The 15,060-nt window shown below is 53.3% G+C and carries 14 protein-coding genes; 11 read left to right on the forward strand and 3 right to left on the reverse strand.

From position 1 onward, the window contains the following. The first annotated feature begins 147 nt into the window (after positions 1–147). The 5 genes from urtA (at position 148) to urtE (ending at position 5,413) form a co-directional block, all read left to right on the forward strand. On the forward strand, positions 148–1,461 hold the full coding sequence (urtA, locus tag TLL_RS05665) for an urea ABC transporter substrate-binding protein (RefSeq protein ID WP_011056962.1): 1,314 nt from the start codon (positions 148–150) through the stop codon (positions 1,459–1,461). A 110-nt stretch (positions 1,462–1,571) separates the two neighbouring features. Continuing rightward, a complete protein-coding gene (locus TLL_RS05670; RefSeq protein ID WP_011056963.1) occupies positions 1,572–2,729 on the forward strand; it encodes an ABC transporter permease subunit in 1,158 nt (385 codons plus the stop codon). Continuing rightward, complete coding sequence (gene urtC / locus TLL_RS05675) at positions 2,722–3,891, forward strand: urea ABC transporter permease subunit UrtC (RefSeq protein ID WP_011056964.1); 1,170 nt, start codon at positions 2,722–2,724, stop codon at positions 3,889–3,891. The genes TLL_RS05670 and urtC overlap by 8 nt, the downstream gene beginning before the upstream one ends. A 5-nt stretch (positions 3,892–3,896) precedes the next feature. Next, complete coding sequence (urtD, locus tag TLL_RS05680; RefSeq protein ID WP_011056965.1) at positions 3,897–4,664, forward strand: urea ABC transporter ATP-binding protein UrtD; 768 nt, start codon at positions 3,897–3,899, stop codon at positions 4,662–4,664. A gap of 50 nt (positions 4,665–4,714) precedes the next feature. After that, positions 4,715–5,413 carry an urea ABC transporter ATP-binding subunit UrtE gene (urtE, locus tag TLL_RS05685; protein ID WP_164921143.1) on the forward strand — a complete coding sequence of 233 codons (699 nt, stop codon included), beginning with the start codon at positions 4,715–4,717 and terminating at the stop codon, positions 5,411–5,413. A gap of 3 nt (positions 5,414–5,416) precedes the next feature. Here urtE and TLL_RS05690 read toward each other — a convergent pair whose 3' ends face one another. Both TLL_RS05690 and TLL_RS05695 read right to left on the reverse strand, forming a co-directional pair. Next, positions 5,417–6,754 (reverse strand): MotA/TolQ/ExbB proton channel family protein, encoded by a 1,338-nt coding sequence (locus TLL_RS05690; RefSeq protein WP_164920818.1) that lies wholly within the window; start codon positions 6,752–6,754, stop codon positions 5,417–5,419. Between the two features lie 47 nt (positions 6,755–6,801). Continuing rightward, positions 6,802–7,620: a bile acid:sodium symporter family protein gene (locus TLL_RS05695; protein ID WP_011056968.1), complete on the reverse strand. Its 819-nt coding sequence runs from the start codon at positions 7,618–7,620 to the stop codon at positions 6,802–6,804. 933 nt (positions 7,621–8,553) lie between these two features. Between TLL_RS05695 and TLL_RS05700 the strand changes: the two genes are divergently transcribed. The 6 genes from TLL_RS05700 to TLL_RS05725 all read left to right on the forward strand — a co-directional run bounded on the left by TLL_RS05700 (position 8,554) and on the right by TLL_RS05725 (position 14,655). Beyond that, entirely contained in the window at positions 8,554–9,741 is a 1,188-nt protein-coding gene (locus TLL_RS05700; protein ID WP_011056969.1) for an RNA-guided endonuclease InsQ/TnpB family protein, read from the forward strand. Positions 9,742–9,859: 118 nt separating this feature from the next. Continuing rightward, complete coding sequence (locus TLL_RS05705; protein WP_011056970.1) at positions 9,860–11,098, forward strand: protein kinase domain-containing protein; 1,239 nt, start codon at positions 9,860–9,862, stop codon at positions 11,096–11,098. Between the two features lie 30 nt (positions 11,099–11,128). Then, positions 11,129–11,800 carry a DUF1614 domain-containing protein gene (locus TLL_RS05710; protein ID WP_011056971.1) on the forward strand — a complete coding sequence of 224 codons (672 nt, stop codon included), beginning with the start codon at positions 11,129–11,131 and terminating at the stop codon, positions 11,798–11,800. Positions 11,801–11,869: 69 nt separating this feature from the next. Then, on the forward strand, positions 11,870–12,322 hold the full coding sequence (gene ndhN, locus TLL_RS05715) for a photosynthetic/respiratory NAD(P)H-quinone oxidoreductase subunit N (protein ID WP_011056972.1): 453 nt from the start codon (positions 11,870–11,872) through the stop codon (positions 12,320–12,322). A 129-nt stretch (positions 12,323–12,451) separates the two neighbouring features. Beyond that, positions 12,452–12,712, forward strand: a complete 261-nt coding sequence (locus TLL_RS05720; RefSeq protein ID WP_011056973.1) for a TM2 domain-containing protein — start codon at positions 12,452–12,454, stop codon at positions 12,710–12,712. A gap of 131 nt (positions 12,713–12,843) precedes the next feature. Further along, positions 12,844–14,655 (forward strand): DNA polymerase III subunit gamma/tau, encoded by a 1,812-nt coding sequence (locus tag TLL_RS05725; protein ID WP_011056974.1) that lies wholly within the window; start codon positions 12,844–12,846, stop codon positions 14,653–14,655. 13 nt (positions 14,656–14,668) lie between these two features. Here the strand turns inward: TLL_RS05725 and TLL_RS05730 are convergent, their stop codons facing one another. Beyond that, positions 14,669–15,034 (reverse strand): DUF309 domain-containing protein, encoded by a 366-nt coding sequence (locus TLL_RS05730; RefSeq protein WP_011056975.1) that lies wholly within the window; start codon positions 15,032–15,034, stop codon positions 14,669–14,671. Between the last annotated feature and the right edge of the window lie 26 nt (positions 15,035–15,060).

Consider the following 15,060-nt stretch of genomic DNA (forward strand, 5'->3'; position numbering starts at 1 on the left):
CCCTGCTACCCGACTCACACTTCATTGATAAAAGGTACGTAGCCATGGGAGCGATCGCTAGACTCTTGTAGCCTAGCATACAGTTTGCCCCAATAACCTCCTCTTAAGCTATGGGGAATTATTGCTTATACGAGACAGCAAAACCTCATGGCTCAACGATTTGAACTCGGACGACGGAAATTTTTGGTCTATGGTTCAGCCGCATTAGGAACGAGCCTCCTGATTAAAGGGTGTGCTCCAGCCACAGAAACAGGAGGGGGTGGCCAAACACCCGCCACTGGCGGCGACACCATCAAAGTAGGGATTCTGCATTCCCTGAGTGGCACGATGGCCATTAGTGAAAAGAGTGTGGTGGATGCTACCCAACTGGCCATTGAGCAAATCAACCAAGCAGGGGGGGTTCTTGGCAAGCAGATTCAACCCATTCTGGAGGATGGGGCATCCGACTGGCCGACCTTTGCCGAAAAAGCCACGAAGTTAATTGATCAAGATAAAGTAGTAGCGGTTTTCGGCTGCTGGACTTCTGCTTCTCGGAAGGCGGTACTGCCGGTTTTTGAATCCAAGAATCACATGCTTTGGTACCCTGTGCAGTACGAAGGCCAAGAGTGCTCGAAAAACATTTTCTACACGGGTGCCGCTCCCAACCAGCAAATCGAACCGGCCGTAGATTGGCTTCTGCAAAACAAAGGTAAGAAATTTTTCTTGGTGGGATCGGACTACGTCTTTCCCCGGACGGCCAACACAATTATCAAGGCACAACTGGCGGCCAAAGGTGGTGAAACAGTGGGCGAAGACTATCTGCCCTTGGGTAACACTGAAGTCACGCCCATCATTACTCGCATCCGCAATGCCTTGCCCGATGGCGGTGTGATTTTCAATACCCTCAACGGGGATAGCAACGTCGCCTTCTTTAAGCAGTTGCAGGGAGCAGGTCTGACACCGGATAAATACCCAACGATGTCGGTCAGTATTGCTGAGGAAGAGGTTCAAGCCATTGGTGTCGAGTACCTCAAGGGGCACTATGCCGCTTGGAACTACTTTATGACTGTGGATACCCCTGAAAATAAATCGTTTGTCGAGGCCTTCAAAGCAAAGTTTGGCCAAAACCGCGTCACCAATGATCCGATGGAGGCGGCCTACATTGCCGTTCACCTCTGGAAACAGGCTGTGGAACAAGCAGGCACAGCCGACGATTTGGAAAAAGTGCGCCAAGCAGCCATTGGCCAGACGTTTAATGCCCCGGAAGGTCCCGTGAAGATGTTTGCGAACCACCACATTTCCAAAACTGTGCGCATTGGTGAGGTGGGTGAAGATGGTCTCTTTAAGATTGTCTATTCCACACCCCAACCGGTGGATCCGCTGCCTTGGAACCAGTTTGTGGCAGAAACGAAGGGTTTTGCCTGTGACTGGACCCGCACCGATGTGGATAACCCGGGCAAATTTAAGGCTGCGGGGGCTTGATTCCCTAATTTCCGAAATTTAGTAGTCCTGAAAACAGTTTTTGTTCCTCAAGGCACTGAACGATCGCAGTTAACTGTCCGGGCTGGCTTTTTTCCACAGGTTTTAGAACCATGACTTTTTTGCTAGAAAGTGTCTTCAATGGCATGAGTATTGGTGCGGTGTTGCTGTTAACCGCACTAGGGCTGGCGATTGTCTTTGGTATTATGGGCGTGATTAACCTTGCCCACGGTGAACTGATGATGCTGGGAGCCTACACTACCTTCGTGGTACAAAATGGCTTCCGTCAATTGGGAGAGGGTTGGTTTGATACTTATCTATTAATAGCAGTGCCCTTAGCCTTTGCCGTGGCAGCGGGGATCGGTCTCGTTCTTGAGCGGGGAGTCATTCGCTATCTCTATGGTCGCCCCCTCGAAACCCTCTTGGCCACTTGGGGCGTGAGTTTGATCCTGCAACAGTTGGTGCGCAGTATTAGTTGGCAGATGACTCTGCAAATCGCCCTCTTTTGCCTGCTCTTCTTTGGTGGCCGCTGGCTCCTCTCCAAGCGGACGATCGCTCCTCGTTGGCAGGCTTGGGTAACGCCACTGTTACTGACGCTCTCTGTCGGAATTGCCCTGACAGCGGGCCTCGTGGCTGGGAGCGCGGTGGGTCTGGCAATGACAAAGCCCTGGTTTGGTGCTCAGGGGGTGGATGTGACTGCTCCTAGTTGGCTGCGGGGAGGGGTAAGTGTCTGGGGGATGCAGTTTCCCTTGGTGCGCCTCTTTATTATTGCCCTGACAGCAGTGTGTTTGGTGGCAATTTACCTCTTTCTTCTGCGATCTCAATGGGGTCTACGGATTCGCGCCGTGACTCAAAACCGCAGTATGAGTGCCTGCATGGGGATTCCCACCCAAACGGTTGATGCCCTCACCTTTGCCCTTGGCTCTGGTTTGGCGGGGGTAGCAGGCTGTGCCATTAGCCTCTTGGGTTCTGTAAGTCCGAATACGGGTCAGAACTACATTGTTGAAGCCTTCATGGTTGTTGTTGTGGGGGGGGTCGGCAAAATTGTCGGTTCAATTGTGGCTGCCCTTGGCATTGGCTTTGTCAACTACGTCATCGGTTCGGGGTTGATGACCCGCTTTCTTGAACCGCAAACAGCAGTGTTTGACTTCTTTGAATTTTTTGCCAGTACCAGCATGGCACGGGTGATGGTCTTCATCCTCATCATTGCTTTCCTGCAACTGCGTCCCGCTGGTCTTTTTCCACAAAAAGGACGGACGGTCGATGCCTAAGCTATCGCAGTTTTCTTTTCCCAAAGATCGCCTCAGTGGCCGCGAGTTAATGGTGGTGGCTGCCCTTGCTCTAATCCTGATTTTCGTGATGCCATCTCTGTTGCCGGGGTTTCGCTTGGATTTACTGCACCGCTATCTGGCTCTGGCGATTGTGGCTTTGGGAATAGATCTGATTTGGGGTTTTACGGGATTGCTTAGCCTTGGCCATGGCATTTTCTTTGCCTTGGGGGGGTACGCGATCGCCATGCATTTAAAACTACAGGTACCCGCCACTGCCTCTAGCTCCCTACCAGATTTTATGTCCCTCTATGGTGTCACGGAGTTGCCGTGGTTTTGGTATCCCTTCTATTCCTTTACCTTTGCTGTTGCAGCAGTGGTGCTGATCCCAGCCCTATTGGGGGCACTCTTGGGGTACCTTGTCTTTCGCAACCGGATCCGTGGGGTCTATTTCTCTATCCTTACTCAAGCGGCCATTATCGTCTTTTATAACTTCTTTAATGGTCAGCAAAAGCTCTTTAACGGCACCAATGGCCTGACAGATTTTCAAACCCTGCTGGGGTTCCCTGTACGCAATGCCCAGACCCAGTATTGGTTCTATGTCCTAACAGTGATTTTCTTGGCCTTGGCGTATCTTCTCTGCCGTTGGCTGACAATGGGACGCTTTGGCCGCCTACTGGTCGCCATCCGCGATGATGAAGCCCGTGTCCGTTTCTCGGGATACAACCCGACCAGCTATAAGGTACTCGTTTTTGCCATTTCCGCTGCCTTAGCAGGAATCGGTGGCGCCTTCTTTACTTTGCGCACCGGCATCATTTCACCACGGGCGATGGACATTGCCTTCTCAATTGAGATGGTGATCTGGGTGGCGGTTGGCGGTCGTGCCAGCCTCATTGGAGCTGTCCTGGGAGCACTCTTGGTCAACTTTGCTCGCAGTCTGTTGAGTGAGCAGTTTGCCGATATTTGGCTCTTTTTCCAAGGGGCCCTGTTTTTAATTGTGGTGTTGGCACTCCCTACGGGAATTGTTGGCTGGCTGCGCACTGAAGCCCCCAACCTGATTGCGAAACTCTTGGGGCGACCACAACCCCTGGCAACATATCCAGAGTTGGAGTTTGATCCCGAGGTGCAATATGAGCGTGAAGTTCTCGAACAGGAGGGCAAATAATTGCTGTGACCCCCATTCTTGAAATTGAGGATCTCACCGTTAGCTTTGAGGGCTTCAATGCCCTCAATCATCTCTCGTTTCAGATGCAGGCGGGCGAACTACGGGTGATTATTGGCCCCAATGGTGCTGGTAAAACCACGTTCCTCGATGTGATTACGGGCAAAGTCAAGCCGACACAGGGGCGAGTGCTCTTTAAGGGACACAATCTGCGTCGCTACAGCGAAGATCAAATTGCTCGTATGGGCATTGGTCGTAAGTTCCAAACTCCCCGCGTCTATCTCAACCTAACAGTGCGGGAAAATTTGGAGTTGGCAGCAGCCCGCCATAAGGGCGTCTTTGCAACGATGTTTCAGCCACTGTCCCGCGAGGAGCGCGATCGCCTGCACACCTTGATTGACACCATTGGCCTGCGGCCAAAAGCCAACTTTCCGGCAGGACTCCTCTCCCACGGTGAAAAGCAGTGGCTAGAAATTGGCATGCTGGTGGCGCAATCTCCCGATCTGCTATTGGTGGATGAACCGGTCGCGGGTCTCACGGATGAGGAAACCCACCTAACAGGAGAGCTTCTAATGGCCTTGGCCGAAAGCCACTCCATTATTGTCATTGAGCACGATATGGAGTTTGTCCGCCAAATTGCCCGCACGGTCACGGTTCTCCATGAAGGCTCGGTACTTTGTGAAGGTCCTATTGAAACCGTACAAAATGATCCCCGCGTGATTGAAGTTTATTTAGGTGCTCCTCTCGAAGAATCCCACTCGTCACAACCGCCATGACCCACGTTGATCACTATCCCCTACCCCGGACAGCAGTGGATGCCGATTGGATGCTGCGCATTCGTGGCCTCAATGTCTATTACGGCGAAAGCCATATCCTGCGGGATATTGACCTGAGTGTGCCTGCTGGCAAAATGGTGTGCCTTATTGGCCGTAATGGCGTTGGCAAAACCACACTCCTGAAAACAATCATTGGCCTGCTCAAACCCCGCAGTGGCCAATTGTACTGTCAGGGGCAATCTCTGCTGCCGTTGCGTCCGGATCAGCGAGCCAAGCTAGGAATTGGCTATGTACCCCAAGGACGGGAAATTATTCCCCGGTTGACGGTGAAGGAGAATCTACTCCTTGGCTTGGAAGCGCGTCCCCGTCGGCAGGCAAAACAGGAGATTCCAGAGGAAATTTTTGACCTCTTTCCTGTGCTGAAGAAAATGATCCACCGCATGGGGGGAGATCTCAGCGGCGGGCAGCAGCAACAGTTGGCGATCGCTCGCGCCCTAATGGGAGAACCTAGACTTCTCCTGTTGGATGAACCCACTGAGGGAATTCAACCCTCGATCATCCTTGAAATTGAGGCGGCGGTTCGTCGCATTATTGCCGCCCGAGGCATTTCTGTCCTTCTAGTGGAGCAGCACCTCCACTTTGTCCGTGAGGCGGACTGGTACTATGCAATGCAAAAGGGAGGCATTGTTGCCTCTGGCCCCACCAGTGATCTCAGTCAAGAGGTGATTCAGCGGTTCCTCGCAGTCTAGCCTCTACATCGGGCGATCGCCCCCATCCAAGGAACTGGGTTGCTCCACGAGTGTCACCCGTCGCGGTTGGGCCAGTTGCCGTAGGACTGGTTGCAGATGCCCTAGCGTGTCGTTGAGGCGATCGAGAAGCAGTTGCAGATTCCCTGTATCAGCCAGGGCTTGCAGGGCTTGGTTCAGGGTTTCTAACAGTTGTAACCGCTGTTGCAGGGTGCGATCGCTCTCGGCCAAAAGTTGGGCAATGTATTGGCTCTGTTGCCGCAGTTGTTGGGCAATGGCGGTCTGTTCCTGATTGACCTGCGCCAGTAGTTCCCCTTGGCTGTGCTGAATCTGGGTCACGAGTCGCTCAAACTGCTGAATGGACTGTTGCTGCCGCTCCTCAAGCGTGGCCACAAATTGCTGGCGATCCCCGAGGACAGCATCGGCCAGTTGATTTAAATTATCCAAGAGTTTTTGCAGCCGTTCCTGCGTGGGCAACTCCCTGCGAATGGTTTCCTGAATCACTTGCTGGAGGGTTTCGCGATCCACCCCTGCGGTCGTATTCGTAACGGGGAGGCGGGGCAGCAGTTGATCGTTAATGTAGGTCTCAATTTGCAGCAGCAGCCTATTCTCCCAGCGTTCAACGACCACCATCGGGATCATCGCCAGCACACTCAGCACTAAGGCAACGAGGGTCGTATCAAAGGCCACCGCCAGCCCCGTTGTCACTCCGCCAATCCCCTCCTTGATCTGGTTCACGTCCTGAGCCGTCTCCAAAAAGCTGGAAAAGCCACTGACCGCTTGGCTAATCCCCACCACAGTGCCAATAAAGCCCAACAGGGGAATTGCCCACACTAGAACCCGGGGAATCGTATAGGAGGCATCGGTGGCGGCGGCAGCACTGCCACTGTCTTCTGCAGCGGCTTCAACAGCAATCTCCCGCTGGCCACTACTGAGAAATGCCCCTAAAACACGAGCACAGCGATTGGGAAGGAGCGTCCGCCGTTGGGCAAGGGTTTGCTGCAATTGCAAAATATCCCGCATCGTGGTGAAGGGGTAGTTGGCGGGGATCCAGATTTGACGCAGGCTAGGGGTCTGTTGAAAGAGGGCGATCGCCTTCAAAATTGTAAACCCCAAAACCGTCCACGCAAAAAAGACAGCCACCGGTTGTGTCCAGCCGCGATTGAGGAGCAGTTGGCCAAGGTAGGTGCCCTGAAGGGGCAAAAAGAAAATATAGAGGATGACGGTGGCAACGGCAGCGATCGCCAGCGCTAACCACAGCGGAACAGTGAGATCACGGCGGGGTACTGGTACGGGGGTCAGGGAAGGGGCAGTTGTTGTCGAAATGGGAGAAGAAGCTGTCATGACAATACTCAGGGCGCAAACATTTTTCAATCTATCGTGAAGGAGCCTCAAATTTTTGGAACAGCTGCTGCTCCCTGCTGCCACCGCCAAAAACCCGCCAAGAGACTGCCAATTAGGGAATGAACCACCCCTGAAATCGCGCAGGGTACTGCGGTGAGGGGATTTGCAAAAGCTTGCCGCGCCAACGCCACCCCTAGCCCAGAGTTTTGCATGCCCACCTCAATGGCGATTGTCCGACAGGTGCGCTCTGAATAGCCCACCGCTCGAGCAAGATAGTAGCCGCCAAGAAAGCCCAAACTGTGGAGGGACACCACGGCTGCCAACAGTTGCAAACCATGACTGAGAATCGCCTTGGCACTTGCTGCAAACACGCCACCACAGATGACACAAATACCCAAAACTGAAATCAAGGGAGAAATAGGGAGCACTTTTTTCACCAAGTTGGGGGCTTTGGTATTCAAAGCTAAGCCGACAAGAATGGGCAGCAGTACCACTTGGACAGTGCCCCAAAAGAGTTGCAGCGCGTTTACTTCAACGTATTGACCCGCCAGTAGCTGAGTTAAGAGGGGTGTCAAAATAATTGCTGCCAATGTTGAGCACAGGGTCATGACCACTGACAACGCCACATGGGCGCGGGCAATAAACGTCACCACATTGGAGGCCGTTCCACCAGGGCAGCAAGCGACTAAAATGAGCCCGACAGCAAAGGGTGCGGACAACTGATATAACTGTGCCACCAGCCATCCCGCCGTCGGCATAATCACGTACTGAGCAATAAATCCGAGGGCAACCGTGCGAGGCATTAATCCCACGGCTTGGAACTCCCGCCAACTCAGCGTGATCCCCATCCCCAGCATCACGATCATCTTTACCTCCGAGAGACCCCCTCGTTTAGGGAGGGGAGGGATAGGAGCGATAGTCTGTGACTGCCAAGTATAGTTGTGCTACTCACAGAATAATCGCTATAAGGTGAGGCGTGGAGTGCGACACGAAGCCGCTTAAGCTGACTGTCCCACTAGCCCAACAAGCTAGAATGGGACCGGTTATTCCCCCAGCTGTAGCCTAGGGAGGCATGCGTGACTGGCAACGGTCAGGTATGAAGCCCTCCCGACAACGTAGCCCGAACCGTAAGGTTGGAGCTGAATCCGTGAGGAGGAAGCAACTTCACCAGCGTCAGGTGGTAGGGAGCTAGGCTTAAGGGTATGGTGAACGCAAGTGAAGTGACGTTAGAAGACCCGTTATCACATACAGGCCAAAGACGCTGACAGGCCTGAGCCAAAACGGCAAGCGGACAAGATACAACGCTTCCACGTCGGTGTACGGGGATGTTGATCCGTCGGGGCATAGTCACCACCTAACCCCTCGTGTCAACTAAGCGGAACGTGGTAAGCCCGTATCTTCGCCTTGAACATTCAAGGCAGGCAAACCGCAAGGAAAGCTGATGAGGGTGCGGGTAGAGGAGGCGGGAAAAAGCGAATGCTAGCCTGTAATGGGCTAGATAGGGATTGAGAATGTTGGCAGGACATTCAACATCATCCGACTCGAAAGAGGGCAGACTTCCCGCTGGTCCCCGATTACGGGAAAACCTACAGAACCTCCCTAATGGTGACAAAGCAAATGGCGGTGACCTTGAGTCACTGGTGCGGTCACCAACCTTACACACAAGGTAGAGAGGCTGTAGATGAGTATCGTAAAGGTTGTACATACAACCGGTTCCTCCTAAAAGAGGAGTCTTGGGGGGCTCGAGCCGGATGCGGGGAAACTTGCACGTCCGGTTCCTAGGGGGCTAGGGGGCAGTAATGCCCCCCCGCTACCCGACAAAGGCTTTCAGTTACCGCTTCTACCCAACGACCGAGCAGGAATCCCTGCTTCGGAGAACATTGGGCTGTGTTCGGTTGGTTTATAATCGAGCACTGGCAGCGAGAACAGAAGCCTGGTATGAACGAAAAGAGAGACTTGACTACGTTCAAACCTCTGCCTTGCTTACTCAGTGGAAGAAGCAAGATGACCTTCAGTTTTTGAATGAGGTTAGCTGTGTCCCCTTGCAGCAGGCATTGAGACATCTGCAATCTGCTTTCACTAACTTTTTTGCAGGTCGGGCAAAATATCCCAACTTCAAAAAGAAACGCAATGGCGGTAGCGCAGAATTCACCAAGTCTGCTTTTAGGTGGAAAGACGGAAAAGTATTCTTGGCAAAGTGCAACGAACCGCTGAATATTCCCTGGTCGAGACGGCTTCCAGATGGTGTTGAACCATCCACGGTGACCATCAGGCTTAACCCTGCTGGACAGTGGTACATCAATCTGAGGTTTGATGACCCCAGAGAGTTGACACTGCAGCCCGTCGACCCGTCGGTTGGTTTGGACGTAGGGATTAGCAGTCTCATTACCCTGAGTACGGGGGAAAAGATTGCCAACCCCAAGCACTTTAACCGCTACTACAAACGACTCCGTAAGGCGCAGCGGTCTTTGAGTCGCAAACAAAAAGGCTCTCGCAATTGGGATAAGGCGCGGTTGAAAGTTGCCAAGATTCACCAGAAAATCTCTGATTCCAGAAAAGACCATTTGCACCAGTTGACGACTCGATTGATACGTGAAAACCAAACGATCATAATCGAGTCGTTGGCTGTGAAGAATATGGTCAAGAACCGTCAGCTTGCCCGATCCATCAGTGATGCTGGATGGGGTGAACTGGTACGGCAATTGGAATACAAGGCCCAGTGGTATGGTCGGACACTGGTGAAGATTGACCGATGGTTTCCCAGTTCTAAACGCTGTGGACAGTGTGGTCACATTGTTGAGCGGTTGCCATTGAGCGTCCGAGAATGGGACTGTCCTAAGTGTGGGGCGCACCATGACCGGGATATAAATGCCGCTGGGAATATTTTGGCCGTGGGACACACGGTTACAGTCTGTGGAGCGGGTGTAAGACCTGATAGACATACGTCTGGAGGGCAACTGCGAAGAAGCAGAAAGTCTCAAAAGTGATTTTGGGAATCCCCCTGCTTTAGCGGGGGGAGGATGTCAATGCAAACCCCTGCAGCCATCGGCAATGCCGAGAAAATGATCTAAGTTTTGATTAGCTTGCTGTGGCAGTTGCACCACCGTGATTACCCTGCACCTGTTGGATCCTTGGAAACGCACCCCGGTCAAAACATGGCGTTTTCCCATAAAAACAACCATCCGCATTGGTCGCGCAGCCGATAACGATGTCATTCTCAACGATATTCTCGTTAGCCGCTATCACGCGGAACTCTCTTGCTACCGGGATCCAGAGAATCTCGGTCGTTGGTTTCTCAAAAGTTTGGGGGCGATGGGTACCTTTGTCGATGGTCGCCTGGTCAATGAGAGCAAACTTGCCAGTGGCAGCCTCATTCAGCTAGGACCCACCGGTCCAATTCTGGAATTTCATGAGCAAGCCTTTCGCCGCAGTGCCCCCACTCTCAGTGAGTGTACCCATGCCGGTAATATGCCAGGGAATCTGTTTTGCATTCACTGCGGTCAACCCCTCAATGTGCAGCGCACCGTACGCAACTATCACATCCTGCGCCTTTTAGGGCAGGGGGGGATTGGCAGGACCTACTTGGCCTGCGAAGCTCAATCCCCTGGGGAATGGATTGGCAAGGTTCCACAGGTGCGGGTTCTCAAGGAACTGCGGTCTGAGATGGCGGATAATGAGAAGGCACAGGAACTTTTTGAACGGGAAGCTCGTATCCTGCAACTCCTTGACCATGCAGGGATTCCCCGCTTCTATGATTTTTTTGTGGAAGACGGGAAAAGCTATTTGGTCATGGAACTCATTCATGGCATTGACCTAGAGCGCTGGGTACTGCGCAATGGTCCGGTGCGGATTCCTCAGGCGGTGCAGTGGATGATTCAAACCTGTGGTGTCTTAGACTACTTACACAATCAGGAACCACCAGTGATTCACCGTGACTTGAAACCTAGTAACCTATTGGTACGATCGCGGGATAACCAAATTGTTGTGATTGACTTTGGGGCGGTCAAAGAACTGGGGCATTCCCCCACCCGCATTGCTGTGGAGGGCTACAGCGCCCCGGAACAGATGATGGGCAAGCCCACCCTTCAGTCTGATCTGTTTGCCGTGGGCGCAACCTTAGCTTTTTTACTTTTGGGAGATCATCCAATTCGCTTCTATCATCACCGTCAGGGCTACCATCGGCTTGATGTATCGGATCGCCCAGAAATTCCCGATCCTGTGAAGGAAGTGATCCACCGCGCCACTGCACCTCTGATGTCTGAGCGCTATCCTTCTGCTGTTGCTTTGGCCAAAGCCCTGAGGCAGGCTCTGGCAGAACTCTCCCCAGAGTCGTCGAAAGTTTGATGCTCCAGTTTGAACGAGTTGTCGGTTTCTATGATTTACCTGCCTGTTACTGCCCTGCTTTTTGTGCTGCTGCTCCTGTCGCTGCCGTTTCTTTGGCTGGCGATCGCCTTCGATGCCGTACAGTTAGCTGTTGCCAAGTTGGGCTTTTCACCCACTGCTGCCTCGGTTTTACTGCTGATGGTGATTCTCGGCAGTACAATTAATATTCCCCTCTACGAGCGGGTCTCTACGGTGGCCATTGTTCCCGATTTTGAAGAACTCTGGTTAAGTCGGTTTTGGGGAATTCCCCTGCGCAAAATTCAGCAAAAAACGATTGTGGCGCTGAATGTGGGCGGTGGCCTCATCCCCACAGTGTTGGCACTCTATCAATTTACCCGGGTGAGTCCCCTAGGGATTCTTTTGGTGACCTTGATCGTGGCTGTGGTGAGCTACTATTCTGCCCAAGTGGTACCTGGCATTGGCATTCAAATGAACGCCTTGGTTGCCCCCCTAACAGCAGCAATGGCAGCCATCTTGATTTCTGGGGGCATAGCGGCAGCACCTATTGCCTTTGCCGGGGGCGTGCTGGGAACGCTCATCGGTGCAGATTTACTACACCTGCGGGAAATTGAGCGGATGTCAGCGGGGGTCCTCAGTATTGGTGGTGCGGGTGTCTTTGATGGCATTGCCTTATGTGGGCTATTTGCACTGCTATTAACTTAGGCATACCCGCAGTGGGAATCGCCATGATAAAGTGCTGGATGACATGCTAAAACCTCTGAGAAAAGATCTATGGGTCTGCTGGCTGGCTATCAATTTGTCAAAGACTTAGAATCCGCTGGGGCATTGGCCCTCTTTGTTCCCCCGGAGGGCGGTTTTGAGGGTCGCTATCAACGGCGACTGCGTTCCAAGGGCTATACCACTTTGCCCATGAGCGCACCGGGCTTGGGGGATTTAGCAGCTTACCTGACCCAAGAGCACGGAATTCGTCCGGCTCACACCGGCAAAGAAGACATTCGCGTTTATTTTCAGCCGCCCTTAGTGACGTACCACTTGGAAAACCTGCCCCCCAATGCCAAGGGACTGGTGCTCTGGCTGATTGATGGCAAACGGCTCTCAAAGCAAGAATTTGCCTACTTGGCACAGTTGACCCAAACTTTACCGAAGTTCAAGGTGGTGGTGGAAGTGGGGGGCGATCGCGTTGTGCGCTGGGAACCCCTTGCGGATTGGGTTGCTGCTGCCTAGGGTCTAACACTTGTGCGTCAATCCACAAACTGCCTACTTGTCCCTTGACAGTCCTCCCTAAACCCTGAAGGATATAGGCTAGGCGGGGTTGGTTCCCCTGTATTAGAAATAGCCATTGGGAAAGGGACGATGACTTCAAATTCCGACATCTCAGGGAAAAAACTTGCCGCTGGCATCTGTGGTATCCTCTTGGGTGCCCTTGGCATTCACAAATTTGTCCTTGGTTACAACACCGAGGGCTTGATCATGCTGCTGCTGAGCTTGTTGACCTGCGGCTTGGCCGCCCCTGTCATGGGTATGATTGGCTTGATTGAGGGAATTATGTATCTCAGCAAAAGTGACCAGGAGTTTTACAATACCTACATTGCTGCCAAAAAAGGCTGGTTCTAGAGTCTAGGATATATGCCATCGGGGGAGATGGCGGCAATTGCTGGCCTGCTAGAATAACAGGCGCACCCTAAAGCTTTACGTTCAGGAAGTTAACCACAGGATTTCTTTGGCCTATCCATTGCAGCCCAGCGGTGACCTACGAACCCCTGCATCACAAATACCGCCCCCAACGCTTTTCAGATCTAGTGGGTCAGGGGGCGATCGCCACCACCCTCACCCAGGCTCTGCTCAAGGAGCGCATTGCACCCGCCTATCTCTTTTGCGGTCCCCGGGGCACAGGCAAAACCTCTAGCGCCCGCATTTTAGCAAAGTCCCTCAACTGCCTGAGGAGTTCCAAGCCAACTCCTGACCCCTGTGGCCAGTGCGAAGTCTGTCGCCAGGTCGCTAATGGCACCAGTTTGGATGTCATTGAAATCGATGCAGCCAGCCACACTGGGGTGGACAATATCCGCGAACTGATTGAGAAGGCACAATTTGCCCCAGTGCAGTGTCGCTACAAGGTTTATGTGATTGACGAATGCCACATGCTGAGTGTGTCGGCCTTCAATGCCCTCCTCAAAACCCTAGAGGAGCCGCCGCCCCAGGTGGTCTTTATCCTAGCGACAACGGATCCGCAGCGAGTGCTGCCCACCATTATTTCGCGCTGCCAGCGCTTTGATTTTCGGCGGATTCCCCTAGGGGAGATGGTTGCTCACCTGCAGAACATTGCAGATAAAGAGCAAATTGATATTGAGCCTGAAGCCTTGACACTGGTGGCGCAGTTATCCCAAGGGGGACTGCGGGATGCTGAGAGCTTGCTGGATCAGTTGAGCCTGTATCCTGAGCGCATCACCGTAGAACAGGTGTGGCAGTTGACCGGGGCGGTGCCAGAGCAGGATCTGCGGCAATTGTTAGGGGCGATCGCCCGTCGAGATGCAGTGTCAGTTCTCGAGCACACCCGCCAACTACTGGAGCGGGGTCGCGATCCGCTGACCATTCTGCAAAATCTGGCTAGTCTCTATCGTGATTTGCTCTTGGCAAAAACCGTCCCTCAACGGCGGGACTTGGTAGCCCTCACCGCGGAAACGTGGCAGGCCTTGATTGCCCTTGCGGAGGCATGGTCCGTGGAGGAGATTCTGCACGCCCAAGAACATCTGCGCACCTGTGAAGGCCAAATCAAACAGAGCAATCAACCCCGTCTTTGGCTGGAAATTAGCATTTTAGGACTGATGACGGAGAGGGTGGCTCAACCGCCCCCACCTGCGGTAATGCCTGCTGCCCGTCCACAACCGACCACCATGACACCCCCTAGGACTGAAGCCGAAGTTGCTGTTGCCGCCAAGCCCGCAGAACCCCTCCCGCAGGACTCGGCATTGTCAGTTAACCACCCGCACATTCAAGCAACCGCTGCTGCGGCACCTGAACCAGCGCTATTCCCTGAACCCGTAGCCAATCCTGAACAGGTATGGCAACAGGCACTACAGGTCTTGCAGCAGATGCAAATGAGTACCTATGCGCTGCTGTCACAACATGCTCACCTCCGACACTTGGGCGATCGCGAGGTACGGATTGGTATTGTCAACCAAACCCTGTTAAATCTGACGAAAAATAACCACGCCAAAATTGAAGCTGCCTTTTCCCAAGTGCTAGGCCGCCCCACCAAAGTCGCCCTTGAGGTTGCGCCCCTGCCCGCCAAAACCACACCTACCCCAAAAGCCAAGGAGCCACCGCAATCCTCTGTTGTCATTCCCCTGCCGCCAAGAGAAGCCCCACCCACCCCCCCTGGAGAACCTGTCCCTGTTCCGTCCCCACCCGCTCCCACCACTGCTCCCGACCCTGTGCGTGAATCTGCCGAAAAACTGGCACGATTCTTTAACGGTGTGGTTATTCGCCTACCCGATGAGGGCGAAAGTCCGGACATGCCAATGGCTGAAGCCCCTGAAGAGGAGGAGTTGGAGTTTTAAGGCCTCTCAGGGTCTAGGCTTGATCTAGGGATTCAGCAACAGCAAGATGCAGCTGAATTTTTGGCTCTGAGTCAAGGGGCGTTTCAAGCTGCCCTTGTAACTCGGCCACCCCTGCTAGGAGGGCTGCTAAGTCTAAACCCTGATAGTCAGGATCACACTGTTCAAGGCGACGCCGTCCTTCCGCCAAGAGTAAAATTGCCCCCCGCCGGTTGCCCCGACTCAGGTGATAGCAGGCGACAGCAATTTGCAGCAGGCCCTGGTAAAACGTGCGTTCCGGTTCACTCGCCTCTAACCAGAGGGCTTCGAGGGTGTCATGGCAGGCATAGAATTCGCCGCTGTTGAATTGGACAATGGCTAGGGCAAGCTGCGAATGCATCATTGATTGGGAAAGCGCAATGGGCGATA

The sequence above is a fragment of the Thermosynechococcus vestitus BP-1 genome (assembly GCF_000011345.1).
In the GTDB taxonomy this organism is placed as follows: Bacteria; Cyanobacteriota; Cyanobacteriia; order Thermosynechococcales; family Thermosynechococcaceae; genus Thermosynechococcus; species Thermosynechococcus vestitus.